General features: G+C 50.1%; 33 protein-coding genes and 1 tRNA gene. 9 read left to right on the top strand and 25 right to left on the bottom strand.

Annotation, left to right across the window (positions count from 1 at the left end):
* Nucleotides 1-8 precede the first annotated feature (8 nt).
* Nucleotides 9-1334, top strand: a complete 1326-nt coding sequence (locus tag HG1285_RS15855) for a glycosyltransferase family 39 protein (protein WP_008286031.1) — start codon at nucleotides 9-11, stop codon at nucleotides 1332-1334.
* Here the strand turns inward: HG1285_RS15855 and ndk are convergent.
* The 6 genes from ndk to gmhA all read right to left on the bottom strand — a co-directional run bounded on the left by ndk (nucleotide 1306) and on the right by gmhA (nucleotide 4725).
* On the bottom strand, nucleotides 1306-1728 hold the full coding sequence (gene ndk / locus HG1285_RS15850; protein WP_008286032.1) for a nucleoside-diphosphate kinase: 423 nt from the start codon (nucleotides 1726-1728) through the stop codon (nucleotides 1306-1308). The two genes, HG1285_RS15855 and ndk, sit on opposite strands and share 29 nt — an antisense overlap.
* A gap of 5 nt (nucleotides 1729-1733) precedes the next feature.
* Complete coding sequence (atpH, locus tag HG1285_RS15845) at nucleotides 1734-2276, bottom strand: ATP synthase F1 subunit delta (protein ID WP_008286033.1); 543 nt, start codon at nucleotides 2274-2276, stop codon at nucleotides 1734-1736.
* The gene (locus HG1285_RS15840; protein ID WP_008286034.1) at nucleotides 2269-2832 is read right to left on the bottom strand and encodes an ATP synthase subunit B; all 564 of its coding nucleotides are present in this window, start codon (nucleotides 2830-2832) and stop codon (nucleotides 2269-2271) included. The genes atpH and HG1285_RS15840 overlap by 8 nt, the downstream gene beginning before the upstream one ends.
* Nucleotides 2829-3263 carry an ATP synthase F0 subunit B gene (locus tag HG1285_RS15835; RefSeq protein ID WP_008286035.1) on the bottom strand — a complete coding sequence of 145 codons (435 nt, stop codon included), beginning with the start codon at nucleotides 3261-3263 and terminating at the stop codon, nucleotides 2829-2831. Before HG1285_RS15835 ends, HG1285_RS15840 begins: the two co-directional genes overlap by 4 nt.
* Before the next feature lie 77 nt (nucleotides 3264-3340).
* Nucleotides 3341-4165: an NAD(+)/NADH kinase gene (locus tag HG1285_RS15830; RefSeq protein WP_008286036.1), complete on the bottom strand. Its 825-nt coding sequence runs from the start codon at nucleotides 4163-4165 to the stop codon at nucleotides 3341-3343.
* Nucleotides 4162-4725 carry a D-sedoheptulose 7-phosphate isomerase gene (gene gmhA / locus HG1285_RS15825; protein ID WP_008286037.1) on the bottom strand — a complete coding sequence of 188 codons (564 nt, stop codon included), beginning with the start codon at nucleotides 4723-4725 and terminating at the stop codon, nucleotides 4162-4164. The genes HG1285_RS15830 and gmhA overlap by 4 nt, the downstream gene beginning before the upstream one ends.
* A gap of 19 nt (nucleotides 4726-4744) precedes the next feature.
* Between gmhA and HG1285_RS15820 the strand changes: the two genes are divergently transcribed.
* Both HG1285_RS15820 and HG1285_RS18635 read left to right on the top strand, forming a co-directional pair.
* Entirely contained in the window at nucleotides 4745-6289 is a 1545-nt protein-coding gene (locus tag HG1285_RS15820) for a bifunctional ADP-dependent NAD(P)H-hydrate dehydratase/NAD(P)H-hydrate epimerase (RefSeq protein ID WP_008286038.1), read from the top strand.
* Nucleotides 6273-6533: a flagellar biosynthesis anti-sigma factor FlgM gene (locus tag HG1285_RS18635; RefSeq protein ID WP_008286039.1), complete on the top strand. Its 261-nt coding sequence runs from the start codon at nucleotides 6273-6275 to the stop codon at nucleotides 6531-6533. The genes HG1285_RS15820 and HG1285_RS18635 overlap by 17 nt, the downstream gene beginning before the upstream one ends.
* An 11-nt stretch (nucleotides 6534-6544) precedes the next feature.
* Here HG1285_RS18635 and HG1285_RS18070 read toward each other — a convergent pair whose 3' ends face one another.
* From HG1285_RS18070 to HG1285_RS15775, 9 genes are read right to left on the bottom strand one after another with little or no spacing between them, the layout of a single operon-like run.
* Complete coding sequence (locus HG1285_RS18070; RefSeq protein ID WP_008286040.1) at nucleotides 6545-7300, bottom strand: ABC transporter ATP-binding protein; 756 nt, start codon at nucleotides 7298-7300, stop codon at nucleotides 6545-6547.
* Nucleotides 7301-7310: 10 nt separating this feature from the next.
* Nucleotides 7311-7808 (bottom strand): HIT domain-containing protein, encoded by a 498-nt coding sequence (locus tag HG1285_RS15810; protein ID WP_008286041.1) that lies wholly within the window; start codon nucleotides 7806-7808, stop codon nucleotides 7311-7313.
* A 7-nt stretch (nucleotides 7809-7815) separates the two neighbouring features.
* Nucleotides 7816-8589 (bottom strand): hypothetical protein, encoded by a 774-nt coding sequence (locus HG1285_RS15805; protein WP_008286042.1) that lies wholly within the window; start codon nucleotides 8587-8589, stop codon nucleotides 7816-7818.
* The gene (locus HG1285_RS15800) at nucleotides 8586-8918 is read right to left on the bottom strand and encodes a thioredoxin domain-containing protein (protein ID WP_008286043.1); all 333 of its coding nucleotides are present in this window, start codon (nucleotides 8916-8918) and stop codon (nucleotides 8586-8588) included. Before HG1285_RS15800 ends, HG1285_RS15805 begins: the two co-directional genes overlap by 4 nt.
* A gap of 12 nt (nucleotides 8919-8930) precedes the next feature.
* Nucleotides 8931-9266 carry a hypothetical protein gene (locus HG1285_RS15795; protein ID WP_008286044.1) on the bottom strand — a complete coding sequence of 112 codons (336 nt, stop codon included), beginning with the start codon at nucleotides 9264-9266 and terminating at the stop codon, nucleotides 8931-8933.
* Between the two features lie 24 nt (nucleotides 9267-9290).
* The gene (gene trpC, locus HG1285_RS15790; RefSeq protein WP_008286045.1) at nucleotides 9291-10079 is read right to left on the bottom strand and encodes an indole-3-glycerol phosphate synthase TrpC; all 789 of its coding nucleotides are present in this window, start codon (nucleotides 10077-10079) and stop codon (nucleotides 9291-9293) included.
* Entirely contained in the window at nucleotides 10080-11294 is a 1215-nt protein-coding gene (locus tag HG1285_RS15785) for an HD domain-containing protein (RefSeq protein WP_008286046.1), read from the bottom strand.
* 15 nt (nucleotides 11295-11309) lie between these two features.
* Entirely contained in the window at nucleotides 11310-12224 is a 915-nt protein-coding gene (gene thiL / locus HG1285_RS15780; protein ID WP_008286048.1) for a thiamine-phosphate kinase, read from the bottom strand.
* A gap of 2 nt (nucleotides 12225-12226) precedes the next feature.
* Nucleotides 12227-12652, bottom strand: a complete 426-nt coding sequence (locus HG1285_RS15775; RefSeq protein WP_157560419.1) for a hypothetical protein — start codon at nucleotides 12650-12652, stop codon at nucleotides 12227-12229.
* Between the two features lie 115 nt (nucleotides 12653-12767).
* Here HG1285_RS15775 and HG1285_RS15770 point away from each other — a divergent pair, with 115 nt between their 5' ends.
* Nucleotides 12768-13403 carry a superoxide dismutase gene (locus HG1285_RS15770; protein WP_008286050.1) on the top strand — a complete coding sequence of 212 codons (636 nt, stop codon included), beginning with the start codon at nucleotides 12768-12770 and terminating at the stop codon, nucleotides 13401-13403.
* A gap of 35 nt (nucleotides 13404-13438) precedes the next feature.
* Nucleotides 13439-13663 carry a hypothetical protein gene (locus HG1285_RS17095; protein ID WP_032496264.1) on the top strand — a complete coding sequence of 75 codons (225 nt, stop codon included), beginning with the start codon at nucleotides 13439-13441 and terminating at the stop codon, nucleotides 13661-13663.
* On the opposite strand, the gene HG1285_RS15765 is transcribed toward HG1285_RS17095, so the two are convergent.
* Genes HG1285_RS15765 through ileS form a run of 7 tightly spaced genes read right to left on the bottom strand, consistent with a single transcriptional unit; the run spans nucleotide 13641 to nucleotide 21526 of the window.
* Nucleotides 13641-14066, bottom strand: a complete 426-nt coding sequence (locus tag HG1285_RS15765) for a hypothetical protein (protein WP_008286052.1) — start codon at nucleotides 14064-14066, stop codon at nucleotides 13641-13643. The two genes, HG1285_RS17095 and HG1285_RS15765, sit on opposite strands and share 23 nt — an antisense overlap.
* On the bottom strand, nucleotides 14063-14968 hold the full coding sequence (locus HG1285_RS15760) for a GTP-binding protein (RefSeq protein ID WP_008286054.1): 906 nt from the start codon (nucleotides 14966-14968) through the stop codon (nucleotides 14063-14065). Before HG1285_RS15760 ends, HG1285_RS15765 begins: the two co-directional genes overlap by 4 nt.
* 20 nt (nucleotides 14969-14988) lie before the next feature.
* On the bottom strand, nucleotides 14989-15843 hold the full coding sequence (locus HG1285_RS15755; RefSeq protein WP_008286055.1) for a DUF89 domain-containing protein: 855 nt from the start codon (nucleotides 15841-15843) through the stop codon (nucleotides 14989-14991).
* Complete coding sequence (locus HG1285_RS15750; RefSeq protein WP_008286056.1) at nucleotides 15840-16820, bottom strand: hypothetical protein; 981 nt, start codon at nucleotides 16818-16820, stop codon at nucleotides 15840-15842. The genes HG1285_RS15755 and HG1285_RS15750 overlap by 4 nt, the downstream gene beginning before the upstream one ends.
* A 9-nt stretch (nucleotides 16821-16829) precedes the next feature.
* Entirely contained in the window at nucleotides 16830-17669 is an 840-nt protein-coding gene (locus tag HG1285_RS15745; RefSeq protein WP_008286057.1) for a deoxyribonuclease IV, read from the bottom strand.
* Entirely contained in the window at nucleotides 17669-18649 is a 981-nt protein-coding gene (locus tag HG1285_RS15740; protein WP_008286058.1) for a bifunctional oligoribonuclease/PAP phosphatase NrnA, read from the bottom strand. Before HG1285_RS15740 ends, HG1285_RS15745 begins: the two co-directional genes overlap by 1 nt.
* Nucleotides 18650-18703: 54 nt before the next feature.
* Entirely contained in the window at nucleotides 18704-21526 is a 2823-nt protein-coding gene (gene ileS / locus HG1285_RS15735; protein ID WP_008286059.1) for an isoleucine--tRNA ligase, read from the bottom strand.
* Between the two features lie 130 nt (nucleotides 21527-21656).
* Between ileS and HG1285_RS15730 the strand changes: the two genes are divergently transcribed.
* Entirely contained in the window at nucleotides 21657-21929 is a 273-nt protein-coding gene (locus HG1285_RS15730) for an HU family DNA-binding protein (protein ID WP_008286060.1), read from the top strand.
* Between the two features lie 31 nt (nucleotides 21930-21960).
* Nucleotides 21961-22662 (top strand): RsmE family RNA methyltransferase, encoded by a 702-nt coding sequence (locus tag HG1285_RS15725; protein WP_008286061.1) that lies wholly within the window; start codon nucleotides 21961-21963, stop codon nucleotides 22660-22662.
* Here HG1285_RS15725 and HG1285_RS15720 read toward each other — a convergent pair.
* The 3 genes from HG1285_RS15720 to HG1285_RS15710 all read right to left on the bottom strand — a co-directional run bounded on the left by HG1285_RS15720 (nucleotide 22637) and on the right by HG1285_RS15710 (nucleotide 25245).
* Nucleotides 22637-23989, bottom strand: coding sequence for a sigma-54 dependent transcriptional regulator (locus HG1285_RS15720; protein WP_008286062.1), 1353 nt, complete (start codon nucleotides 23987-23989; stop codon nucleotides 22637-22639). The two genes, HG1285_RS15725 and HG1285_RS15720, sit on opposite strands and share 26 nt — an antisense overlap.
* 510 nt (nucleotides 23990-24499) lie before the next feature.
* Entirely contained in the window at nucleotides 24500-24856 is a 357-nt protein-coding gene (locus tag HG1285_RS15715; RefSeq protein ID WP_008286063.1) for a hypothetical protein, read from the bottom strand.
* Nucleotides 24853-25245 carry a PaaI family thioesterase gene (locus HG1285_RS15710; protein ID WP_008286064.1) on the bottom strand — a complete coding sequence of 131 codons (393 nt, stop codon included), beginning with the start codon at nucleotides 25243-25245 and terminating at the stop codon, nucleotides 24853-24855. Before HG1285_RS15710 ends, HG1285_RS15715 begins: the two co-directional genes overlap by 4 nt.
* Nucleotides 25246-25270: 25 nt before the next feature.
* Here HG1285_RS15710 and HG1285_RS15705 point away from each other — a divergent pair.
* Both HG1285_RS15705 and HG1285_RS15700 read left to right on the top strand, forming a co-directional pair.
* Nucleotides 25271-25344: transfer RNA gene (locus HG1285_RS15705), tRNA-Met, on the top strand.
* Between the two features lie 24 nt (nucleotides 25345-25368).
* The gene (locus HG1285_RS15700; protein WP_008286065.1) at nucleotides 25369-26682 is read left to right on the top strand and encodes a peptidylprolyl isomerase; all 1314 of its coding nucleotides are present in this window, start codon (nucleotides 25369-25371) and stop codon (nucleotides 26680-26682) included.
* Nucleotides 26683-26688 lie beyond the last annotated feature (6 nt).

A 26688-nucleotide genomic window follows, 5' to 3' on the forward strand; every position in this document is an offset into this window, starting at 1 on the left:
TCCTCTCTATGCTACCCAATCTCAACAATTACCAGTTCAGAGGCGAGGAGGCTCTGAGAACCATAGTTGCCTATGAGATGGACAAGGGCGATAACCTTTTCCAGCCCACCTTTCTGGGAGAGCCCTACTACAACAAGCCGCCCCTCTTTAACTGGCTGATCCTCGCAAGTTCAAAGGTCATACCATGGTCGGAGATGACCGCCAGAAGCGTTACCCTAACAGCGCTCTTAGTCTCCCTCCTGATAACCTTTGCGTTAGCCCTGAAGATAACCAGTAACGTTGAAACATCTCTGCTCGCATCATTAATACTGATAAGTTTTTCTGACGTGCTCTTCTGGTACGGATACCTTGCAGAGATAGACATGACCCTAACTGCAATAAACACGCTCTCCGTATCTCTGCTTCTCATAGGCGTGAGAGACGACAAGCCCATTATGATATACGCAGCCGGTATAGCTATAGGGTTTTCCTTCCTGCTAAAAGGCTTGCCCTCCTATGCCTTCTGGTTCCTGAGCGTCCTGGCGGTGCTTGTCATCTACAAACCCGGGAGGGTTACGCTCAGAAGCATATTTATAGCAACGTTCGTATCAATAATTATCCCGGCTGTATGGCTTCTCAACACCCAAGACCCATACGCCTACGCCCAGACCTTGTTCAGGGAAACCGTAGCCAAGGTTAAAGGAGACAGTAGCCCTGTATCCTTAATAAAGCATGTGGTTTCATACCCACTTCTAAACTTCAAACAACTGCTACCCGCAAGCCTGTTCGTATTGGTTCTGTTCATAAAAGGCAAGAACACCATAACCTTAAACAGAGATATAAAGGCTTTGACACTCATAGCGCTGCTCAACTACCTACCCTACCTGGCATCGGTGAACGCCAAAGGAAGGTACGTGCTTCCTCTGTTTCCACTGCTCGCCGTGTTGTTCGCCTTTCTCCTACACAATAAAGAGAAGTTCAAGAAGATATTCGTCGCGACAGTCCTCGTTTTAGCCCTCCTGAGGTTGATCTTCGGTTTCGTAGGGTTGCCCATTCTGGAACGCCAGAGGGGACCCATAAAGGATACCGCTTATGCTATAAGCCAGCTCGTAAAGGATAGCGGCAAGATAGCGTGCGACTGCCGGTCGGACGAAAGGAAAGCTGTGTGTCTGTACCTTGACTTCATAACGGGAGAGTTTATAAAGAGCTCAAGGCTGACACCCAATTGGCGCTACCTTGTCTCCTGTGATCCCATTAACACAAACGCAGGAACAGAAGAGCTCCTAAAGGCTCATATAAGAAAAGAAAACTACGTATGGCTCTACCTCAAACGATCTCAAGACCAGAGAAGATAAAGGGTATCTCGTAATTCGCGGACTCCTCGGAGTCAGAGGCGTGTATGGCGTTCTGCCCCTTGTCCGTTCCGAAGAGAGCCCTTATGGAGTTTGGGGCTACCTTCCTCGCCTCCTCGCTATCGGTGGGACCTATTATCTCCCTTACTCTCTGGATGGCGTTCTCGCCCTCAAGAACCGCGGCGACGACAGGACCGGAGGTCATGAACTCAACGAGCTCTCCGTAGAAAGGTCTCTCCTTATGAACTATGTAAAACTGCTTTGCCTGATCCTCAGTGAACCTGAACATCTTTAAAGCTCTGACCTCAAAGCCTTCTTCAATAAACCTGTCAAGGATCTTTCCCGTAGCCTTCTTTTGCACAGCATCGGGCTTGATGATTATGAGTGTCCTTTCCATAGGGATTAACCTCCGTGAACTAAGAGTTTTTCAAGCTGTCTCTTAACCGATGTGTCAACCACGAAGCCTGAAGTCTTGAACACGAACCCTCCTATGAGGGATTCATCGTAGGAGACCTCTATCTCAAGCTCCCTACCGAGAGCCTTCTGGATCACACCGGTAATGTTCTCTATTTCCCTGCCGTCAATCTCCCTGGCGAGGTAGAGGAAGCCCTTGGACATCTTCATGAGCTTCTCAACCTCGTGGTCGTAAAGCCTCTTCATCTCAGGCAGCAGAGAGAGGGCATTTATGTCAAGGAGGTAATCAAATACCTCAAGAGCCTCAGAGGGAACTTCATACTTCCCCATTATCTCCTTCAGAAGGGCTACCTTCTTTTCCTTAGGCACGAAGGGACTGACGAAGAAGTTCCTCGCATCTCTACTCTTCCTGTACAGTTGAGCGAGGAAGTTTATGAACTCTCCCGTTGATATGAGGCTCTTTTTATCCTTGGGAAGCCTCCTAACCAGCAAACGAACCGCTTTACGGGCTATCTCCTTCCTGCTATGCATTTCCCTTGTCCTCCAGAACCTTCAGCTGGGTCTCTATGTATTTCCTCTGAACCTCCGGGTCTCTGAAGGCTTCTTCAAGCATGCCCTTCGCTATCTCCTCCGCCTTCATCATTCCGTAAAGGGCGAGTTCCTCCTTAGCTTTCTTGAGCTCTATCTCCACGGTCTCACGAGCCTTCTCTCTGATCCTCTGGGCGACCTCCTCCGCATGCTTCTTGGCGTTCTCTATCTCGGTCTGGGCGGACTCCCTTGCGAGGGCTATGGACTCATCAGCCCTGACCTTAGCTTTCTCAAGCTCTTCCTTAGCCCTCTGGAGCTCCTCTTTGGCAGCCCTAAGCTCTCTCTCCGAGTCGTCAACGCTCTTGGTAAGAGATTTCCAGAAGTTGTTGAAAGCCTCCGCTATGTAGTTTCTACCAAACCAGTAGACCGCCCCGAGGAAGAGAAGTATGTTGAAGCCCTTCCAGAATAGCTCAAGGGGGCTGTGATGGGCACCGCCCTCTCCTCCGGCGGCGAACACGGACGTGGACACCAGAAACAATAAAAGGGATCTCTTCTTCATGCTGCCTCTCCGAGTATCTTCTTGACGATGCTGTTGGCTATGTCCCTGACGGCTTCCTCCAGCTTCTTCTTCTCCTCCTCCAGAGACTCCCTTATCTCCTTGACCTTAACCTCAACCTCAGCCTGGGCTTCCTTCTCCGCTTTGTCAAGTATCTCCGTTTTAACCTTAGCAGCCTCCTTCTTTGCCTCCTCAAGTATCGCGTTGGCTTCAGAGCGCGCTTTGTCTATGATACCTCTCGCCTCTTCTACGTAAGTCTTAGCTTCCTCACGGAGCCTTGATGCGGTTTCAAGGTTCTTCCTTACGAGCTCCTCCCTTCCCTCAATTACAGCTGAGTAAGGCTTTACGTATATAAAGTTCATCAGGAGGACGAAGGCTAAAAAGAGGATAGCCTGAATCCAGAGGGTAGCGTTCGGTATAACACCTATATCCATGTCAACCTCCGAGGTTAAACAATTATCCTACAAAGGCAACACCATTTCAAGATTTAAGGACGGGTTTGCACCCGTAGTTATCCCCACCTCAACTTTCTTCTCAGTATCTCAAAGAACCCCTTCTCGGGGTGGACGTAAATATCGCAGAACCTTCTGGACTTTCTCACCTCCACCACGTCTCCCCTATCAAGGTACATACCCTCCTGCCCGTCCATGGTAAGGTAGCAGGCTCTGTTGGGAGAGAGCACCTTCAACTTCAGGGAGAAGTTTGAGGGCAGAACCACCGGCCTGTTGGAGAGGGTGTGGGGACATATGGGAACGAAGAGTATGTTCTCCGAGTCTGGGTATATTATCGGTCCCCCTGCAGACAGGGCGTAGGCTGTTGAACCAGTGGGAGATGAGACTATAACGCCGTCCCCGTATATGTGCACCATGAAGTTGTCGTCCGCAAACACCTCTATCTCCATTATGCGCGCTATGGCGCTCTTGGATATGACCACGTCGTTCAGGTAGTTGCCGAGGAACCTCCTCCTTCTGCCCCTGTTCAGGTAAGTAGAGAGCATCATCCTCCTCTGTCTCTTCAGCTTTCCAGAGAAGAGCCTCTTGAGCACGTCCACAGCCTCGTGTCTCTCTATCTCGGTCAGGAAGCCGAACCTTCCCTCGTTTATACCCAGGAGGGGAATGCCAAACCTTGAAGCAAGCCTCGCTCCCGCCAGGAAGGTGCCGTCACCTCCCACGACGACCATAAGCCTGTAACCTTTCAGGTTCAGGTTCACCCCCAGAGGGGGTCTATTCAGAAGTTTCTTTACTGTGTGTCCTTTAGACTTCAGGAACTCGGCTATCTCCTCGGCGGTCTTCTTAGCCTCCTCCGAATCCTTTACGAAGAGAGCTACCCTGCTCATACCATATCGTCTATCAGCTCACAGAGGACGTGACCGAGGGTTATGTGGCACTCCTGTATCCTGGGAGTATCGTAGGCTGGAACCACGAAGGCATAGTGGGACACCTCCGCAAGTTTCCCTCCGTTCCTGCCCGTGAAGGCGACCGTTGTGGCTCCAAGGTCGTGGGCTTTTTTGATAGCCCTAAGGACGTTCTCGGAGTTGCCGGAGGTGGATATGCCTATCGCTACGTCTCCGGGAGTGCACAGAGCCTCTATCTGCCTCTCAAACACCGTCTCAAAGCCGTAATCGTTGCCCACGGCGGTAAGTATGGAGGTGTCGGTGGTCAGGGCTATGGCTGGCAGTCCCTTCCTCTCCTTCTTGTAGCGCCCCACTATCTCCGCTGCTATGTGCTGGGCATCGGCTGCGCTCCCTCCGTTGCCAAAGAGTAGGATCTTGTTCCCGTCCTTTATGGCGGTAGCCATTATGCTCCCAACCTCAAGTATCTTGTCCTTGTACAGCTCAACGAAGGCTAACTTGACCTCGGCGCTCTCCTTGAAGGAGGAGACTATCTTCTCAATCATACTGTTATCATTTTAATTCATGAAGGTTCTAAAAGCCCACGAGATGGCTGAACTTGACAGGATCACCATTGAAGACATAGGTATTCCCTCCTCCGTGCTTATGGAGAACGCCGCCCGCGGCGTGTTCAATTACATAAACGAAAAGTACCCCTCCCTGAAGAGAGTTCTCGTGGTCGCGGGGAAGGGGAACAACGGCGGTGACGGCATAGCCGTAGCGAGGATGCTCAGGTTAAAAGGCATGGAGGCAGACCTCTACCTGCCCATGGGAGAGCCAAAGGGTGACGGAGCCCTCCAGCTCAAAATATACAGAAATCTTGGCTACGAACCCCTGAAGGAAAGACCCATTTACAGAAATTACGATCTCATAGTGGACGCTCTCTTCGGGACGGGGTTTCAACCCCCCGTGAAGGGAAAGGTCGCCGAGACCATCCTTGATATGAACGCCTCCGGCGTGCCCATATTGGCCGTTGACATACCCTCCGGTCTATCTGCAGACACGGGCAAGACCTTTGAGCCCTCAGTGAAAGCCGTGGCAACGGTAACCTTCCAGTTTCCGAAGCTCTGCCACATACTCTACCCTGCCGCTAAGCTCTGCGGCGAGGTCGTAGTCCATGACATCTCCATACCAGAACGTCTGGCGGAGAACATAAAGAGGGATGTTATAGCACCCTCAGGTCTCAAACTCCCTGAGAGGGAGCCGGACACATACAAGAACAGGGAAGGACACGTCCTCATAATGGGAGGCAGCGTGGGTAAGACAGGGGCTGTGGTGATGTCCGCCCTCGCTGCGACGAGAACGGGAAGCGGACTGGTTACTGTAGCAGTCCCGGAGGGGCTGAACCCCACCTTTGAAGGGCACCTCGTTGAGGAGATGAGCCTCCCCCTGCCCGGAGAGGAGAGGCTGTCCGTGTTCGGAGTAGAGAAGCTACTGAAGGAAGGAGAGAGGTTTACAGCCCTCGCCGTGGGCATGGGCATGGACAGATACGAGGAGGGGCAGGACATAGTCCTTGAACTCCTTGAGAGGTGGGACAGACCACTGCTCATAGACGCGGACGGCATAAACAACCTGGCGGATTCGGGTGAGCTCAGTCTTCTCAGGGATAGGGAAGGTGTAACCGTGCTCACACCCCACGTGGGAGAGTTCTCAAGGCTCTCCGGTCTCAGCTCAGAGGAGATAGTCTGCAACCAGACGGAGGTCGCAAGAGACTTCTCCGGGGAGTTCGGCTGCTACATTGTCCTGAAGGGTGCGAGGACTGTGATAGCCTCACCTTCAGGGGAGGTGTTCGTATCCACGAGGGGAACCCCAGCTATGGCTAAAGGTGGTGTTGGAGATGTCCTGTCGGGAGTACTCGTATCGCTCCTCGGCAGGTACGAGGAACCTTTGGAAGCTCTCAAACTCGGCGTTTACCTCCACGGGCTTGCAGGAGAGATCGCGGAGGAGCGGCTCCACAGGGAGAGCCTTAGGGCGAGGGACATAATCAGGGATATACCGAAAGCCTATAAGAGTATTGAAAATTTATTAAAAACGTCCGATACTAATAGTCAGGATGATAGACAAGGTTAATCTGAACAGGCTTATAGGACAGGCTCTTGAGACCGAGAAGAAGGTGAAGAAGAAGGAGCAGGTCAGCGAGGTTCAGAGAAACGAAGACGTAGTGGAGATCTCCCAGACTGCCAGGAAGGCTCTGGAGGCGGACTACGAAGACTTCTCCGAAAAGGTGAAGAAGATCAAGGAGGAGATAGCAAGAGGCACCTACGAGGTGAACCCAGATAAGATAGTAGAAGGTTTCAGGAAGTTCTTCTCCTGAAGTTCAGGCGATTAGATCGCCCTCAGAAGGGCACGTGTATATTCTTCCCTCGGTGAGTCAAATATCCCGTAGACGTCCCCCTCTTCAATCACCCTCCCATCCTTCAGGACTACAACCCTGTCTCCCACCTCTGCAACGACCCCAAAGTCATGGGTCACGAGGATGACCGACCTGCCCTCAGCCCTGAACTTCCTGAAGAGGTTCAGTATCCTCTTCTGAACGGACACGTCCAGGGCAGTCGTAGGTTCATCTGCGAGGAGCAGCTTGGGTTCACACACTATTGCCGCAGCTATACACATCCTCTGCTTCAACCCACCAGAAAGCTGATGGGGGTACATGCCGAACTTCTCCTCAGCCTTAGGAATGCCCGCCCTCCTCATAGCCTCTATAGCCCTGTCCCTTGATTCAGACCTTCCCTCGGGGAAGTGTCCTTCGTAGGTTTCCGCTATCTGAGTGCCCACAGTGAATAATGGGTCAAGGTAGGAGGAGGGCTCTTGAAAGACCATGCCTATCTCCTTTCCCCTCAGCCTTCGCCTATCAGACTCTCTCATCTTTGTGAGCTCTCTGCCCTCAAAGAGTATCTCCCCCTCAATCTTTGCGGTGTCCGGCAGCAAGCCTAATATGGAGTAGAGTATGGAGGACTTGCCAGAGCCAGATTCACCCACTATACAGAGAACCTCGCCCCTACCAAGGGAGAAAGAAACATCGTACAGAACGCGGTTTTCCCCATACCACAGGCTCAAGCTCTTGACTTCCAGAAGGCTCATGCACTCTCCCTCAGGATGTTAGCTTCCTTATAGCCTCGTAAAGCCTGTCGTAGGTTGTGGACAGGTCTTGGGATATGACCTTTGTGTTGGCTACAACGGGCATGAAGTTGGTATCCCCGTTCCACCTTGGAACGACGTGCATGTGCACGTGGCTCTCAAGACCCGCACCCGCCGGTCTGCCTATGTTGTAGCCTATGTTGTAGCCATGGGGTTTGTAAACATCCCTGAGGGCTTTCAATGAGAGCTTGAGCAGCCTGTCCATGTCCAGAACAGTCTCCTCGTCAAGCTCCTCGTAGTTGCCTGTGTGTTTGAGAGGCACTATCATTAGGTGTCCGGAGTTGTAAGGGTACTTGTTAAGGATTATGAAACTTTTAGAGCTCTTGTAGAGGACTAAGAACTCCTTCCATCTGTCCTCAGGCTGGGATACGGCGTGACAGAGAAAACAGCCCTCTATGTTGTCAACGTTTTCTACGTAATGGCTTCTCCAGGGTGCCCAGAGTATATCCATGGGTCTATTATAACTTCAGCCTCATGACGCCAAGGGAGAGCCTGACCACCACCCAGAGGCTCGCCACCGGGAGAAAGATGGTTTGAAAGGCGAAGTAGAGGGCAAGGGTCAGCATGCCTCCCACGGCGCTGTCGGCGCCGTCTTTTAAACTACTTAAAAGATTCTTCAGGTCGGAGGGGCTTTTAACCCTTTCAAGGGAGGAGAGCATGGTGGTTTTCACACTTGACAACTGAGCGTTCGTTGCCTCAAGGCGGGGATTAACCACTCCCTCGTAAATACCCTCTCCAGCGACAACAGAGAGCGGAAGGAGAAACCTCACCGTGAGCAGGAGCACAAGTACCCTGAGCACGAACCTGGGCTGAACTCCCCTGAGAAGACCGGCGATCCCCACGATTAAGGAGAGGATTCCTGAGACAAGCAGCAGGGGAGCCGACAGGAGCTCAAGGGTAAGCCTCTGAATACCGAAGGATATGAAGCTCACCAGAAGGAGGACCGATACCCTCTCCGTTACGTCGTCTATAGGGTCAAGAACCTCACCGAGGGCGAGGGAAAGACCAACACCCGCAGGAGACAGGGAAAGCTCGCTCTCCTTTATAACGGAGACCCCAGCGTTTATACCCCTGACTATCAGGTAGCTTGCAAGGGTGATCTTTATGCCCCTATTAAGGTAGTCCTCCGCCCTGTCCCTGATGGGTTGGAAGTCAAAGGCATAGGAGGCTAAAAGAAGAACTCCTACCAGGGCTAAGAGAAAGCCGTAGGCTTTATCCTTAACGTACCTCAAGCAAGTCTCAGGAGCCTCTTTATAGCCTGTTCAACCATCTCGGGGGGAGGTATGAAGTCGTGCCTGTCAAGTTCCATGGTGTCTCTGAAGTACATGGCGGAGGGAAAGTTGAATACACCGAAGTCCTCAAAGGAGGTGTTCTTGGTTACGTCCATGTAATAGAACTTTATCCTGTCACCGTACTGATCCATGTATGGCTTGAGCAGGGAGACGAACTTTTCGGTCTCGGGGGAGTTCGGATCAACGAATAGAACCACCGCAGGCGACTCTGAAGCCATCACCTTCTCGTAGAAGTCTCTATCGGAAACCTCCTGAAATCCTTCCAGCATCGCAAATCCTCCTTAAAAGTCCAGGTCTATGTCCTCGTCGTCAAGCTCAACGTTGAAGTTCCCAACAACACCCTTTAAACTCAGGGCGGCACTCTTGAGCTGTTCAAGGTACTTGAGAACGTCCTCATAAACCCCCATCATAGTCCTCAGCTTTGCGAACTCCTCGTGGGAGAGTTTCCTCGTCTTGGCTATCTTCTTCAGGGCTATCTTGGCGAGGGTGGCTTTGCCGTACTTTTCCTGCCACTCTCCCCAGAACTCCAGGGAGTTAAGCGGCTTCTTTACCAGAAAGAACTCTAGCTGGGTTATCTCCTCAAGGAGGGTCATGTCAAGGGAGTTTGATTTCTTCATAGCATCCTCCATCTCTAAATTATATTACCTATCGCAGGGGAAACCGAGCAGCTCCTTCAGCTTACTGTAAGGGTCTTCGCTCTTCATCAAGGCTGTACCTATGAGAAAGGCATCAACGTTGTAGTTCGTGAGCTCCTCTATCTGCTCCCTCGTCTCTATACCGCTCTCTGCGATCACGAACTCAGCGCCCAGCTCTTTAACCTTCGGAGCAAGCTCCTTGGTGAGGTTCACGTCAACCCTGAGGGTGTCAAGGTCTCTGTTGTTTATGCCCAGAACTTGAGCGCCCGCATCCAAAGCCACTTTAGCCTCTTCAAGGGAGAAGACCTCAACGAGGGGTTCAAGTCCGAGCTCCCTGGAAAAACCTATCAGCCCTCCGAGCTCCTCCGGAGAGAGTATGCGAACTATAAGGAGGAGCGTGTCCGCCCCAAAAGCCTTAGCCTCAAGAACCTGAACCCTGTGGATGATAAAGTCCTTCCTCAGTATGGGGAGCGATACCGCCTCTCTGACCTCACGGAGGTCTTCAAGGGAACCTCCGAAGAACTCCCTGTCGGTGAGAACGGAGATGGCGACCGCCCCAGCGGACTCATAGAGCTTAGCCTGTTCTGAGGGTTTCACGCTTCTTATGTGCCCCGCAGAAGGGGAGGCTTTCTTCACCTCAGCTATTATCTTAGTCCTACAACTCCTGAGGGCTGATGGAAAGTCGTAGTGTCTTTCCCTCTTCTCTATGAGTTTTTCCAAATGTTTTATATAGTCCCTATCCTCCCTTATCTCTCTCCTCTTGACCTCAAGAACCCTCTGTAAAAAGGAAGCCATTCAATCTTCTCCTAACTCAACCCTTATACGGGAAAGCAGTTTACCGAAATCTATTCCCATATAGCTGTTTTTCATTAAGGTTTTGCTTATGCCCCTTATAGCCTCTTCAAGGTGGCGCGAGCTAACGCCGTGATGCAGGGACAGGAGGGCTTCCACGTAAGCCCCGAGGTTGTCACAGCCTTTTATCAGCGTCCCATCTACGGGAGATAATTCGTCCCTGTTCAGCTCTTCTCCTATCTCTCCAACCTCCTTCACAGCCCCTCCCTCAAAGACCCTGTTGGAGAACTCGTCCCCGTCCCCGGCAAACCCTAATATGTAGGCAAACTCCTCCCTCAGGAACTCCGGCAGAAGGGGCAGTATCACCCTTTCCACCTGCTCCCTCTCGTACATCTTCAGCACGTCTGATATACCAGCCTCCTTCTTGACGGGGGCTATCACGTCCCTCGTAGTGACCTCCGGTAGGTCGTGGAACAGACCCGTGAAGAAGTTCATGAACCTCCGTCTCTGGCAAGCCCCCAGTTTCAAGGATAGAAGGTAAGAAAGGCTCGCCACTATGAACATGTGTCCGAGGACGGTGGTTAGAGGTATCCTCGGGGAGAGTATCCATCTCTTCTGGAACCTGAGCTGACCCACGAGGTCTATGAAGTTAAAGGTCTTCTTTCTGAGATATATCCTCTCAACCGCCACGAGGTCAAAGAAGTCCTCTATGGTGTCCTCTATCTCCTCCTTCACCCTCTCTATGCCGTAGAAGCGTATCCCGACGGAGTAGATCATCTGGAATTCCCAGTAAGTTGCGAGAAAGTGGGAAGCCCTAAGTATCCTCCTCTCCAGCCTGCCGTCCTCCTCAAAGTAAGAGACAAACCTCTCGTAAAGCTCCGGCTCAAAGTCCTTCAGGTAGTCTCCTACCTTGCTGAGAACGAAGCTGTTTATCTCTTTGGAACGTTCCTTAAGGAGTCTGTGAAAGACCTGAGGCTTTATGTCGGTGAGTATCGCCCTCTGGATAGCCTCAAATATAAGACCCTCCAGAAGGTAAGACCAGTCAAGCTCAGTCCCTTTGAGCTCCTCCTCAAACCTTCCAACTATGTAGGCTATCGCCGACTTGTGCGCCTGTTTGTCAAGCTCAGTTATGTGGAAGGGTTTCGGGTGGTCGTTCCATCTCTCTATGTAAGCGAGGTCGTAGAGCTTCAAAACTATACCGGCGAGACCTGTGTACATACCTTAAAGATTCTATCAGAAGTGGGTGTAGCCACCCCTGACCTCCTTCCCGTCAACAAAGACCCCTGAGCCCTCCGAAACAGTCCCGATCTCGCTCATGTCCATAAAGGGGTTCCACCTTTCCTTCGGGTGGGTGAAGAGGAGCTGGTAGTCTTCCCCTCCGTATAGGGCGTAGTCCTTTGGGTCTTTCCCGTACTTCTCGCAGAACCTTAGGAGCTCCTCCGACAGGGGTAGCTTTGAGCTGTCTATATCTATCCTTACCCCGCTCCTCTCGGAGATGTGCCCCGCGTCTGCCACGAGTCCGTCGCTTATGTCCATGCTTGCATTTGCATACTTCTGTATGTGCTTAACATAGTCTATCCTCGCCGTTGGTCTGAGGTGCCGCTCTATCAGGGCTAACTCAAAGGATTCGTAGTCTCTCTTCTCCATTTTAAGCAGCTCAAGCCCAGCCCTGGAATCTCCGAGCGTCCCGGAAACGAAGAGGCTGTCTCCGAGCTCAGCACCCCCCCTACCTACAGGTCTATCGCTCGTGCCGAGGAGAAACACGTCTACCCCGATCCTCTCAGACCTCGCTACGTTACCCCCAACCACCTCACACCTGTAAAACTCGCAGGCTTTCCCAATTCCCGTGTAGAGCCTCTCAACGTAGCTTACATCTATGTCCGGGAGCATAAGAGACACGAGAGCCCACTTAGGTTCACCACCGTTTCCAACCACATCGCTCACGTTCACGCTCAGAGCTTTCCAGCCGACAGACTCCGGTGGGTATCTCCTAAGGAAGTGAACCTCCTCCAGAAGCAGGTCAACGGTTAGGAGTACGTTCTCATTCCCGAGCTTCAGATGAGCACAGTCGTCACCTATAACGTCAGACCCGAGGATACCCTTGATCCTTTCTATCAGACCAAACTCTCCAAGGTCGGATATCCGCATAACTACTCCGATTCAGCACTAAGGACGGCACAGAAACCTGTGCCGTAGACCGTTACCACGCTTATATCGTAGTTGGCGAAGGTGTTTCCCCTCTTGAGAACCGCCTCATCCCTGAAGTAGGAAACCTTAAGGTCTCCCGCACCATAAACCATAACGCTCGCAGGGTTCGGGCTCTTTGCGCAGGTAGAACGCATCCTTCTCTTCACGTCCCTCTCAAACTTGCTCACGCACATGCCCACACACTTCCTTATACTCTTCTCAAGCTTAACGGAACATATACACGTCCTCTCAAGGAGTTTCCCGCCGACCACCTTAATATTGTGGAGGTAGTCCTCTGGTGCACCGGTGAAAACACCACCGAATATAAGCTTCCTATCCTGGGCGAAGACAACCCCCACCAAAAGCAAAATAATGAGCGCTCTCCCCATATCTCTTAAAAATCGTATCATAGCGGTGTTCGTAAAGCTTATATGCTAAGCGTCATAAAGGTGTTCAAGGGTTCGGGTGTTATAATCTGTGAAAAACCCAAGAAGGAGGTTAGCCATGGGAGTTCATAAACTTCAGGCAAGAGACCATCTAAAGCCACAGAACCTTGATGGTATATCCAACGAACAGATTGAGCCCCACTTTGAAGCCCACTACAAGGGATACGTGGGCAAGTACAACGAGATTCAGGAGAAGCTTGCAGACCAGAACTTTTCCGACAGGAGCAAGGCAAACCAGAACTACTCCGAATACAGGGAGCTCAAGGTAGAGGAGACCTTCAACTACATGGGTATAGTCCTCCACGAGCTCTACTTCGGACACTTGGGAGCCAAGGGTGAGCCTTCCGAGGCTTTTAAGAAGAAGGTGGAGGAAGACCTCGGAGGTTGGGACGCCTGCACCAACGAGCTAAAGGCTGCGGCGGTTGCCTTCAGGGGATGGGCTGTCTTAGGGCTTGACCTCTTCTCCGGCAGGCTGGTGGTGAACGGGCTGGACGCACACAACGTCTATAACTTCCACGGATTCATTCCCATAATCGTTATAGACACCTACGAGCACGCCTACTACGTGGACTACAAGAACAAGAGACCTCCCTACGTGGACGCAGTCCTCAAGAACCTCAACTGGGAGGTTGTGAACGCAAGGTTTGAGAAGGCTATGAAAGCCTGCGAAGCCCTGGGCGACTACATAGGTTAAAACCCACGGGGGCGAACGCCCCCGTCCTTCAAATAATGAAAGAAACTCGCATAACCAAATACATCAAAAGCCTAATAAGAAATCACAAATACATGACCACCGAGGACATAATGCTCGTCCTTGAGAGGTATTACAAACTGCCCATAAACGTCCCCAGCGTTTACTACAAATACAAGAAGATAATAAGGGAGTGCAGGCAGGAGGTTTACAAGGAGAGGAGGAGAGAGAAGAGAAGGCTCAATAATGAAGGTGAAGGCTGAGACCTTCCTCCCTTAACCTCTTGGCAACACCAAGGAAGAAGTCCACCGCCTCTTCAACGCTCTCAAAGAAACCGACTCTGAAGCCGTCCCTCGTTACACCGAAGGGTCTTGAGGTATTGGAGGTGGCAAAACGCCTCCTGTCGGCTTCGTATATGTCAGCCTGAAAGTTGACGGGGCTAACGTAAGCTATAACCTTTCCTTCATTAACACCTTCGGATACGCTACCCTTTATGATCTTGTAAAGCTCCGCATCGCTCTTTGAGTAGTTCTCATCTGAGCAGAGCTTGTCAACGCCAGCACCAAACCAGTTTAGCTCCCCGTCCGCCTCAAGAATGGCTAACTTCAACCCTCTGGAGTCCGCCTCCTGACACAGCGCTTTCAGTACCTTTCCCCATCTGTTCATAGGGATATTATATCCTGAAGCCCTTTTCCTATCAGGACTATAAAGGATCTCCCCTCGTAGCCCTGAGCAGGCATGCCCATGTCAACGTCCCCGAAGACGTAGTGAACGAATACGGGGTAAGGGTAGTCCTTCAGCTTAACTATACCCTTTGCCCTGTAAACGTTATTCGGTAATTTACTTAGAAACTCCATCAGCTCCTCGTAGGAGAGTTCTCTTTCAAACTCAACGACCCTCTGCCCCATGTCCTCGTGGGTATGTAGGTGGACATTCTTCTTCAGCTCTATAGGATTTCCTGTCCCTGCGAAGACCTCCGGTGGGACAACGCCCCGCACAGCCCTGTATATAGCGTAAATGTTCTTCTTATCCTCATTTGAGAACATGTTCTCAAGCCTGTAGTTCTCCTTTATATCCTTTACCTCCTCCTCCACCTTCCTCAGGGTATCTTCGTCCACGAGGTCTATTTTGTTTAGAACTACCACGTTTGAGGAGGCGAGCTGGTACTTGGCGGTATCCTCGTCCTTGTACTTAAAGAAGTTCTTTGAGTCCACCACGCATATAACACCTTCAACCGCAGTACCGACAGTTCTTAAGCTGAACATGATAGGGAACGGCTCCGATGTCCCGGAGCTTTCAACAACTATGACCTCCGGGCTGTAATCCCTAATTATCTTGAGCACGGAGCTCTCAAACTCCTGAGAGAGCTTACAGCATATACAGCCCTCCTCTATCTCAAGAACCTCCGAGTAGGCGTTCTTAAGTATCTTCCCGTCAAGCCCCACCTCCCCGAACTCGTTGACCACTACGGCGACCTTCTTGTCCTTCAGATGTTCTCTGAACGAATTAATTATCAGCGTAGTCTTACCGCTGCCGAGGTAACCGGTTACAACGTAGGAAGATATCATTCCAGCCTCCAGAGAATAATCTAAGCCTTAAACTTGAAGAGGAATCTCCTGACCTCTCCACCCGTCTCTCTGGCTATGGGTTCGCACTTAGCAACGAGCAAGAAGAAAATGTTCCTGTCCACGTCGTTCAGGGTCTCAAAGTTTGCCTGTCCTTTGCTTATCACGATGTCAGAGTTCCAGAACACCTCCAGAAACTCCTCAGAGCAGTCCTCAAGCCACGTCCCAACTTTGTCGGAGCCGTTGTCCACAACTTTGCACAACTCGGTCATTGAAACCTCCACCGCATCCTCGTAGGTAGCGTCGTTGAGTATAGGCTTCCCTTTAACGGCGTAAACCACCTCCTTTCCCATTTCCAGGAGGGTCTTCACAAGGGGTTTGTCAAAGGCTATCTCCCCGGCGTTGTCTCCCACTATAAGGACAGACTTAGCTTTATCTAACCTGTTTCTAAAAACCTCGTAGTCCCAAACCACGAAGTCTGAGGACATCAGAGCCTTAACATCCTCTTCCACATTTAAGTCTCCCTTTATGGCGAAGTCTATAAAGTTCCCCACAGCTGAGAGCTTTATTGCGTATGCGAGCCTGTCTTCTATGGACTCAAGCTCTCTTTCAAACTCTGGGAGCAGCTTAACTGCGATCTCGTTAGCCGTTCTCTTCTGCTCCTTGAAGGGGTCATCTGTACCCGCGAGCTCCTTAACTATCTTCTGTATAAAGTAAGCGTAGTAGGCTGGAGACCTCTCAAGACTATCAAACTGGGAAAGGAACTTAAGAGAGCGCAGAGCTATCTCCTTCTCTCTTTCCTCACCCAGACCGAGCTTCCTAACAGCGTTCAAGCCCTGATTTATCAGGCATGGGACACAGAGAGAGTGAGCCTTCATGACCTTTTAATATAGGAAACGGCACTCATTGATAGAAACACCTGCAACCAGTAGAGTATGAGTATGGCTACCGGTATCGTAACTATAAGAACTACTGTGAGGAGAAATCCTATGATTCCAACCGTAACCGCGAGAGACCACATACCACCTATACCAACGTAACTTCCGCTGAAGCTCTCCTTAAGGAAGGAGGGAGTGAGGACAGACACAACAGCCTTGAAGGAACTCCCCAGGGTGGGATTCCCGTCAGAAAGAGCTCTCGCAACCATAAGAGGGAAAGCATAGAACACCCAGAGCCAGAAGAGAAACATGAGGAGAAATACGAGGAACATGGCACCGACAGTTCCGCTGCCAACCCTGCCGTAGTTCATCAGGTCGGATACAGCACCGAGTCCCCCAAACAGGACAGCTATGACTCCAAAGACTACGAATGAAAGTATGTACAGCACAAGAAAGCCGAGCCAGAACCCGAAACCGGCACCCAAGTATTCGGAAAAGGTCTCAGCGAGCCTGAGCTTGCCGAACAGTTCCTTTACACCCTCCGGGTTGAGATCAACACCGAGGAGTTTGTGGGCTACAAAAAGGGAAAAGGCGTAGTAGAAAACGCTGAGGAACAGGTTGATAAAGATACCAAATATGGGAACCATGGAGAGTATGAACATGAGGAGGACGACCGCACCCCAGGACAGGACCAAGCCCCAGTTTGACTTCACCGCTGTGTTTGTCAGACTGAACAGACCACCACCCGAAGAGGGCTTCTCAAAGGCTACGTTTATAAGAGACGCGTGCTTCTCGGCTATGTTCTGGAGCTTGACTATAGCCTCCGGGTCTTTAACGTAGAGGGAGACAGAGCCGTCTTCACGTTTTATACTTCTGTACTCTTCCTCCTCTATACCAAGGGTGCTTGACAGGACGCTGAAGATAAACTCATCCGGCACCTCAGGATTGCCCTTTGATATAACCACCCTGACAGCCACAGCAAAATTCTACACCAGAGAAAGCTCCCTCAACCTCCTGAGATTAACCACGTCCATGTCTCCCTCCTTAGGTGTTTCTATGTAGTAGGGCAGACTTCCAAAGTATTCATGACTTAACAGGTTTCTGAAGCCCTCTATTCCTATGTATCCCTCCCCTATGTGCTCGTGCCTGTCTCTGCGAGCACCCAGTGGAACCTTTGAGTCGTTCGCGTGGACAGCCTTTATCCTATCAAAACCCAGAGTCTTCTCAACCTCCCTGAGAAATTCATCAAACCCTTTAGGAGTATTTATCTCGTAGCCATAAGCGAAGGCATGGCACGTGTCAAGACATACACCGATCCTGACACCGTTAAAGGCACCCACTATCTCAGCAAGCTCTCTGAAGCTCTTACCCATATCCCCCCTCTCCCCGGCTGTGTTCTCAAGAAGCACTGTAGTCCTGCTTGGCTCGTACTCACGGAAGACCTCCTCAAGGGACACCAGTATGTTTTTTATGGCTTCCTCTTCGGATATACCCTTGGCTGTTCCCGGGTGGAAGTTGTAGAAGTGTATACCCACAGAATCGCAGAACTTGAGCTCCTCAAGGAAAACGGATACAGACTTTCTCCTGAGTTCTTCGTTGGAAGATGCAAGGTTTAGTAGGTATGGGGAGTGAACCATAACCGGGTTTCCGAACCCTTCAAGCTCCTCCTTGAATTTTCTTACTAACTTATTACTAATACCCTTCCACCTCCACACCCGCGGACTCCTCAGGAAGAACTGGAAGACCTCAGCACCTATATCCTTCGCCCTTTCAAAGGTGTTCAGTATTGAACCTGCCGAGGAAACGTGAGCGCCGAAAAGAGCCATTACTTGTTTATATTCTGGAGTTCAAGCTGTTTACCTATCTCGGAAAGGAGCTTGCTGAGGGCTTCATCGTGGGAGTTTGCCTTTATCTTTGCACCTGAGGCGTACTTGTGCCCGCCTCCCCCGAGTCTCTCAGCTATCTTGGACACGTCCACGTTCACCTTACTCCTGAGGGAAACCTTCCATACTCCTTCGTCCGGCTTCTCTATAAGGGCGAAGGCTACCTCAACACCTTCAAGAGAGCGCGGGTAGTTTACGAGCCCCTCGCTGTCCGAGTACTCCGTCCCGGTCTCCTTGAAGAACCTGTCAAATATAGTTATCCCTGCAACAAGTCCGTCCTCGTAGAGGGTAAGAGTCTCAAGAACCTTTGCTATAAGCTTCATCTTGTTTATGGACTCCCTCTCGGAAAACATCCTGTAAACGTAGTTCGGGTCAGCTCCGTGGTGGACGAGCCTCTTCGCAAGATCAAAGGTGTACTCGTTCGTGTTGGAGTACTTAAAGAAGCCCGTATCTGTGGCAAGCCCGGTGTATATGCATGTCGCTATCTCTTGGTCAATCTTTTCCTCGTCCCAAGCCGATATAAGTTCGTATACGAGTGCGGCAGTGGCTGGAGACTTGGGGTCTATGTAGTCGTACCTTCCGTAAAACTCACCACCAACGTGGTGGTCTATCCTGATCCTCGTGGCTACCTTCACCTCAGCCCCAGCTCTGTAAAATCCAGCCGAGTCAACTATTATCCCTATGTCGTAGAACTTTCCGTCAGGTATGCTGACGACCTCTTCCGCGTGGGGTATGAAGTCAAGAAAGTGGGGTATCCTGTCCTTGCAGCCCACCGTAACGTTCTTGCCCAGCTTCTTCAGAAAAAGATACAGAGCCATAGCGCTCCCGAGGGCATCCCCGTCAGGGTTCTCGTGCGTCAGTATGAGGATAGAGCCCTCAGCATCTCTGAGGAAATCAAGGAGGGGAATACTCTCTCTCTTCATTTCAACTCCTCCTGAGTAGATAAATGTATGCAGAGTCCAAGACTCAGGTATGATTTAAGTGCAAGCATATCCCATATTCTCCAGCGCTTGACAGCACCGCCTACACACGTTGCCCTCAAACTCATCCTCAGGAAAGTATATCCAGCATCTCGGACATTTCTTACCATCTGCGTGGGAGACTCCGATGGAAATACCCTCAACCTCCTCTCCATCTCTAACTATCTCTCCGCCCTTCCGGAGCTCAACCTGACTCACCGTAAGGAAGAAGTTAAGGTAGTCCTCGTACTTCTCCAGCAGACCTCTTATCTCTCCATCAGCCTCTATGTAAACCTTAGCCTCGTAAGGGTGCCTTATTATCCCCTCTCTTCTCGCCTCCTCAAGGGAGCTAAGCACGTCCTCTCTTACCTTCAGGAGTCTTGAGTACTCCCCCTCAAGAGCCCTATCAACGAGCTCCTCCTCGGGAAGGGGGATCTCGGCGAGAAATACACTCTCGGGCAGAGAAGGGTCTATCTTGAGGACGTGTTCCCAGACCTCTTCGGCTGTAAAGCTCAGGAAGGGTGCAACGGAGGTTGTGAGGGCTACGAGAAGCTCGTAAAGGACGGTCTGTGCAGACCTTCTCTCCCAGCTATCAGGGTGATAAACGTAGAGCCTGTCCTTGAGAACGTCAAGGTAAAGGGAGGATAGGGTAGTGGTGCAGAAGTTCCTGATCAGGTGGTAAACCCTGTGAAAGGTGTAGTTCTCGTAGTGCCTGTGCAGTTCAGATAGGACTCCCTGGAGATGAGAGAGCATCCACCTGTCAAAGTGATGGAGTTCGGACACATCAACCCTGTCCCTGGAGGGAACAAAGTCATAAAGGTTTCCCAAAAGGAACCTCAGGGTGTTCCTGATCTTTCGGTAGTCGTCAACGAGGCTCCTTATTATGGAACCACCGAGCTTCACATCCTCCGAGTAGTCCTCCGAAACCACCCACAGCCTCAGTATGTCCGCCCCGTACTTCTCTATTATCTCCTGGGGAGCAACAACGTTTCCGAGAGACTTGGACATCTTCCTCCCCTTTTCGTCCACCGTAAAACCATGGGTGAGAACTGACCTGTAAGGTGCGCTCCCGTAGGAACCGACAGACTCAAGGAGAGAAGCCTGAAACCAACCCCTGTGCTGATCTGAACCTTCAAGGTACATGTCAGCCCTCTCAAAACCGAGAGGTCTTATCACGGAAGCGTGGGAACAACCGGAGTCAAACCAGACGTCAAGTATATCTTCCTCCTTCTTAAAGTTCCTGCTGCCACACCTCTTACACCTGTACCCTTCGGGCAGGAGATCCTCAGCCTCCTTCTCAAACCAGATGTCTGCACCGAACTCGTTGTTCTCAACAAGGCTGGCGACGTGCTCAAAGACCTGTCTATCCGAAGCTATCTCACCACAATCCTTGCAGTAAAACACTGCTATCGGGACTCCCCAGTACCTCTGTCTTGATATACACCAGTCCGGTCTGTTCTCAACCATGCTCCTTATCCTGTTCCTGCCGTACTCAGGTATCCACCTGACCCTGTCTATCTCTTCAAGGGCTTTCTCTCTCAAGGTGTGGGAGTTCAGCTTGGCTTCCATCCCTATGAACCACTGATGGGTTGCCCTGAATATTACTGGATTCTTACACCTCCAGCAGTGGGGATAGGAGTGTTTAACCTTACCCCTGTAAAGGAGGTAGCCCTTCTCCTTGAGCAGGTTGATTATAAGGTTGTTTGCATCAAAAACCCTCACGCCCCTTATTAACTCCGGGGCGGGAGGAACGAACCTGCCTGTATCGTCCAGAGGAGAGTAAGGCTCAAGCCCGAACCTTGAACCCACGATGTAGTCTTCCTGACCGTGTCCAGGAGCCATGTGAACTAGACCGGTTCCCGTCCCAAGTTCAACGAACTCGGAGGGATAGACCTTCCAGAGTCCCTTAAGGGTATCCTCGGAGAGAAAACCTGAAAGCTCCGATCTGCTCACGAAAGGGTGATCGTAAGAGAGCCCAACGAGCTCCTTCCCGGAAACCTCTCTTACGACTTTACCCTCTATACCTGTCGTCCCCCTGAACTTCCCCAGAAGCTCTTTAGCCACTATAAGGGTTCCCTCAGAGGTTTCATAGTAAGAGTAGGTGTAGTCCTCCCCGACCATTACCCCGAGGTTCGCGGGCAGAGTCCAGGGGGTTGTAGTCCATATTACGAGGAAGGTGTTTTCCTGTCCCCTAAGGGGGAACTTAACGAACACGCTCGGGTCTTCTCTCTCCTGGTACTCAACCTCCGCTTCAGCCTCAGCGGTGACATCGTATATGCACCAGTAAACCGGCTTCTTGCTTCTGTAGGCGAGCCCCTTTTCGTAAAACCGCCCGAGCTCCCTCACCTCCTGGGCTTCGTACTTAGGGTCCATAGTAAGGTAAGGGTTCTCCCAGTCCCCGAGAACACCGAGCCTGATGAACTCCTCCTTCTGTATCTCCACAAACCGGCTTGCATAATCCCTACAGAGCTTCCTGAACTCCGCCTTGGGGAGCTCGTCCTTTCTAATCTTCTTAGACTTTAGCTCCTTCTCAACCTGCCTCTCTATGGGAAGCCCGTGACAGTCCCACCCCGGTATGTAAAGGATGTCCCTACCTCTCAACAAGTTGTACTTGTTTATCACGTCCTTGAGTATCTTGTTGAGGGCGTGTCCTATGTGTATGTGTCCGTTCGCGTAGGGAGGTCCGTCGTGAAGGAGGAAAATTTCCCTCCCTTTTCTGAATTCTTTAACTTTTTTGTACAGCCCATCCCACCTCTGAAGTATTTGAGGCTCTTTATCTGGAAGATTTGCCTTCATGGGAAAGTCAGTTCTCGGAAGGTTAAGAGTTTCCTTGTAGTCCATTCATTAGACCTCCATGAGCCCTTTAAAAATGGCTGAAAGATAATTATAGACTAAAGAAAAGGCTTGCAAAATCAAAACAAGTTATGTATTATCTATATCAGCGCTAAATTCTATTTGGGAGGGTCGTGCTATGACAAAGGCAGAGCTTGTTGCAGAGGTCGCCAAGCAGGCGGGCATCACCAAGAAAGAGGCTGACGCCGCTCTCAAGGCAGCTGTCGCGGCTATAGCCAAGGCTCTCAAGAAGGGCGAAAGGATCGCCATTCCCGGACTGGGAATATTCACCGTCAAGAAGAGGGCTGCCAGGAAGGGTAGGAACCCCAGGACTGGTCAGGTGATTCAGATTCCCGCCAGAAAGGTCGTGGCGTTCAAGCCAGCCAAAGACCTTAGGGAAAGCATAAAGTAAAACTCTCTCGGGGCTCTTCCGCCCCGCTTCCATGCACATATTCTTTCCAGAATCAAAAAAAGGCACTCAATTTTCAATATCAGGTGAAGAACTAAAGCACCTTCTCGTCAGAAGGGTTCAAATAGGTGAGAAGGTAGGTATAATCTGGGAAAATAAACTCTATTTATGTAAGGTAGTTGAAAAAAACAAGAAGAAAGCCCTCTGTGAAATTGAAGAAGAGATAGAAACCAAAATCCCTAAACTGAAGCTAACCCTGTATCAGGCTGTAACCATTGAGCTGAAAACCTTTGAAACCATAGTTCAGAAAGCAACTGAACTCGGTGCCGCTGAGTTAGTCCCCCTCATAACGGAGAGGAGCTTCAGGAGGAGAGAGGTGATCCTTAAGAAGATGGACAGGTGGAAGAAGGTTTCAAAAGAAGCGATGAAGCAGTCAGGCAGAACCTACGAACTCTCCATAAGAGAACCTGCATTACTGGAAGATTTAGAACCTACATCAGATTTGAACATTCTCTTGGATAACTTCTATGAGGGTAAGCCCATAGGTAGCCTTGAACTCAGCAGTGTTGAAAGCGTCAGCGTTGTGGTCGGTCCCGAGGGAGGTTTTAGGCGTGAAGAGGGTGAACATCTTAGAAGTAAGGGTTTCCTATCGGTGAAATTGGAGCCACACGTACTTAGGGCGGACACCGCAGCCACGGTAGGTGTAGGGATCATAATGAACCTTGCAGGTTCTTGAGTTTTATACCGTAGGTCTTAACCTTCCTGTAAAGGCTTGATAGATCAACCCCCATCCGTGAAGCAACCTCTTTCATGTCGTAGTTGTACTCCTTGAGCTTTTCCTCTATAAACTTCTTCTCAAACTCACGTTTTGCTTCCCTGAAGCTCTCAAGCCTAAATATGTAGCTGTAATCCTTTGAGCTCTTGGAAAAGCCAGCCCCTATGTGCTCAGGCTTTATAACATCCTGGTTGCAGAGTATAACTATCCTCTCCATAAGGTTCCTAAGCTCCCTCACGTTTCCCTTCCACCTGTGGTTCAGGAGAACCTCCTTGGCATCGTCAGATAGAGACTTACACTCCTTCTTATATTCAGTGGAAAACTTCTTCAGGAAGTGCTCCGCAAGCAGTATGATGTCCTCTCCTCTTTCCCTGAGTGGAGGGATCTCTATGGTAAATACAGAAACCCTGTAGTAGAGGTCTTCCCTAAAGTTACCCTCATGAACCTCAGAGAGTATGTCCTTATTGGAGGCGGAGACTATCCGCACGTCAACGTCTATCCTCTGGGTACCACCGAGCCTTGTAAAGCTCCCCGTCTCAATCACCCTCAAGAGCTTCGCCTGCGCTTTTATATCCATGTCGCCTATTTCATCAAGAAAGAGGGTTCCCTCGTCCGCAAGCTCAAACTTGCCCTTCTTCCTGCTGGTAGCTCCCGTAAAGGCACCCTTCTCATAACCAAATAGCTCGGACTCTATGAGGTCGTTGGGTATAGAGGCACAGTTTATATCAACGAACTGCCCCTTTCTACCGGAGTGCTTATGGATGAGCTTAGCTACCAGCTCCTTTCCCGTACCGCTCTCCCCGAGTATCAGGACTGGAGCCTTGCTCATAGCTATCTTCGGAATTATTTCCTTTATCTCCTTTATCTTCTTGGAGTTCCCTATAAACTCTATCTCTTCTCCCGGCTCTCCGGAACGTTTGGTTAGAGCCTCCGACGATGCGTGTTTAATGGTTACAAGGAACTTGTCCATGGAAAAGGGCTTCTCAAGGAAGTCGTAAGCCCCCTTCCTTATAGCCTTCACAGCCATCTCAACGTTTCCGTGACCGGTTATGACTACCACAACCGTGTCCGGGGAGAGCTCCTTAAGGGTGTCCATGAACTCTATACCATCGCCGTCGGGCATCCACACGTCAAGGACGACCACATGAAAGAACTCCTCGGAAATTCTCCTCTTAGCCTCAGAAAGGGTCGGTGCCAAGCTTACCCTGTACCCCTCCTCCCTGAGTATCTCCCCCAGAGAGTTCCTTATACCCTCCTCGTCATCTACTATCAATAGCTTAACCGACATAATTAAATTTTACGACCCTTCCACAAAGTTTCCACAATTTCTCCACAATCTTTCCACATTTTTTCCACAATCCTTCCACAATTTCTCCACAGATATGTGGAAAAGGATGCCCCCATCCACATAAAATTGTGGAAAAGTTATAAGTTGTTGGTAATTATAGACATATACACCGTGTGTAAGTCATTCTTAAACCTAAGAAAATCAAGTACACTGTGGATAAATGTGGATAAAATCGTAACTCACTGATTTGCATAGACATTTAAATCAGATGTAAGTTATTGATACGCCGTTAAATATTAGCCAGAATGTGGAAAACTTAAAAGTTATTGACAATTGTACACATTTACCCCAAGCATAAGTGTTTGGTATAAGTATGTATTTAGCCCAAGATGTGGAAAGAAAGTCCGTAAGTGCTTGATAGAACTGAAGAGTAACCTCTGGAAAGGAGGTCTCCTATTATTTTTATTATTCTTTATTTAGAACTACATAGATAAAGAAAAAGGAATTATATTAGAGGATACCCACAGATACTTTCGTGAGGAGCCTGTCTATCTCCCTGTATAGAGGTTTAAGGTTGTCCTTTACCTTTTCGTCGGGTATGCTGTCAAGGAAGTCTTTCAGCTCGCGAACCTTGCTGGAAACGTACTCCAGTATTGTGTCCTCATTGTTAAGGAGATTGTTTATAAGCGCTTCCTTTTCCTTACTAACGTGCCTGTACCTCTTTTTGCCTCTGTGCATGTATTGAACCGTTAGCGCTCTGTACTTCCTTCCACTTCTCTTTGGTATCTCTCGGTAGTAGGGTCTTGTTACTATTTCGGCATCCTCCGGTATATCAAGAATTCTCTTGAGCTCCTCTTTCCATCTCATACCTTTTCAAGAACGTGCCTTTCTGGAACAACGCACAAAAATTCTCCCTCAAAAACCGCGCTTCCGTTCTTTTCACCCACCACATTAACAATTATTTTCTTTCCTTCCCTCTTTTCAACCCTTGCCGTAAAGACCACCTCATCGCCAATCCTGACAGGCTTCAGGAACTTCACCTCCGCCTTAGCCAGGACGACTGTCGGTTCGTTTACTGCGAGCATGGCGGCGTAATCTGCAGAGGAAAAGAGGAATCCACCGTGCACGAGACCTTGTTCGTCGGCTGACATCACCTCCGTTGTTTTCAGTCTTACCACGGCGAAGCCGTCCTTCAACTCTTCGGGAAATCCGCTCAATCTCTTGTCAATTCTGGTGTGGGTTCTTGCGTTGTCCATTCTGTGTATAATTTTATATCGTTCAGGCGGCGTAGCTCAGGTGGTTAGAGCGGGGATCTCATAAGTCCCAGGTCGGAGGTTCGACTCCTCCCGCCGCCATGAAAAGTTAAAATATAAAACTCCATGTATGGACTTATACAGAAGCACAAACGTCTCGCTGCGATAATAATCGCCGTTGCGTCCCTCTCCTTTCTGTTCTGGATGTTCAGCGTGTCCGACATCAAGCAGATGTTCGGTCTTCAGAGGTGTGCGGCTGCTGTAAACGACTACTGCATAAGCCTGAGAGAGTTTAACCATGAGCTCAGGAAGTACCAGAGTCTATTAGAAAAGGAGGAGTTGAGGACTTTGGTGAAAAGGCAGGTCTTGTTCAGCCTGATAAACAGGGAACTCCTCTATCAGAAGGCTCTGGACGTTGGTGTTGTGGCTTCCGACAGAGAAGTGGCAGAGCTTATAAAGAAGGATCCCCAGTTTCAGGAGGGGGGTAAGTTCAGCTTTAAGCTATACGCTGAGACCCTTGAGAGAGCCGGGCTCACACCTGTGGAGTATGAGGGCTATCTAAAGAAGAGCCTCACCATAAGGAAGTTGCTCAGATTTATAAAGAGTGGCACTTACCTTTCTCCCAAAGAGCTTGAGTTTCAGGAGAGGATACTCTCCGCGAGGTTCAGCGGCAGGGCGTACCTGCTAAATGCTTCTTCGGTGAAACTGGACTACAAGCCGACTCTGGAAGAGCTGAAGGAGTTTTACTCCAGAAACGCTGAAAAGTTTTCCCTTCCTTCGGTAAAAAGGTTCAGGGTTTGGGAAACTGCAGACAAGGGGAAAGCCCAGTCTATTTACAGGGAGCTAAAGAGGGGTAAAGTGCCCGAGGGTGGCAGTCTATTTAAAGAGGAGGAACTTCCTTCAGCTTTAAAAGATACCGTGAGAAACCTGAAGGTTACGGAGCCCTTTACCCTCACGAAGGTCAAAGGCAAGTATTACGTCATATATCTTGAAGAGTCTTCACCCGGAAGGGTTAAGAGCTTTGAAGAGGCGAGAAAGGATATAGAGAAGCTCCTCGTGGAAGAGAAAAAGGCTGAGCTAGTTGAGAAGAAGGCTCGTGAGTTAAGGGAACTCCTGTCCAAGGGTGCCAGGGTGGATCATAAGCACGTCAGGTTTGATAATTCAACGGTGGAGGAGTTCATAACGCTCTTCAAGATTCAGGGGGACGAGGTTCTCAGGCTGGTCTTCTCTGAGGATAGGGTCTTTGGTCCCTATAGGACGGCAGGCGGTTATGCCGTGGTCTATATAGAAAAACGGAGCTTTGACAGTAAAAACATTAAGAACAGGGGTCAGCTGGAAGATAGCCTGCTTAATGCCAAACTTGACAGCCTCGTGAGTCTGTTTGCAGAGAAGCTGGCTGAAGAGGCGGACATTCAAATAAACGAAGAGTATTTGAAGTGAGGAGTA

This window comes from Hydrogenivirga sp. 128-5-R1-1 (assembly GCF_000171895.1).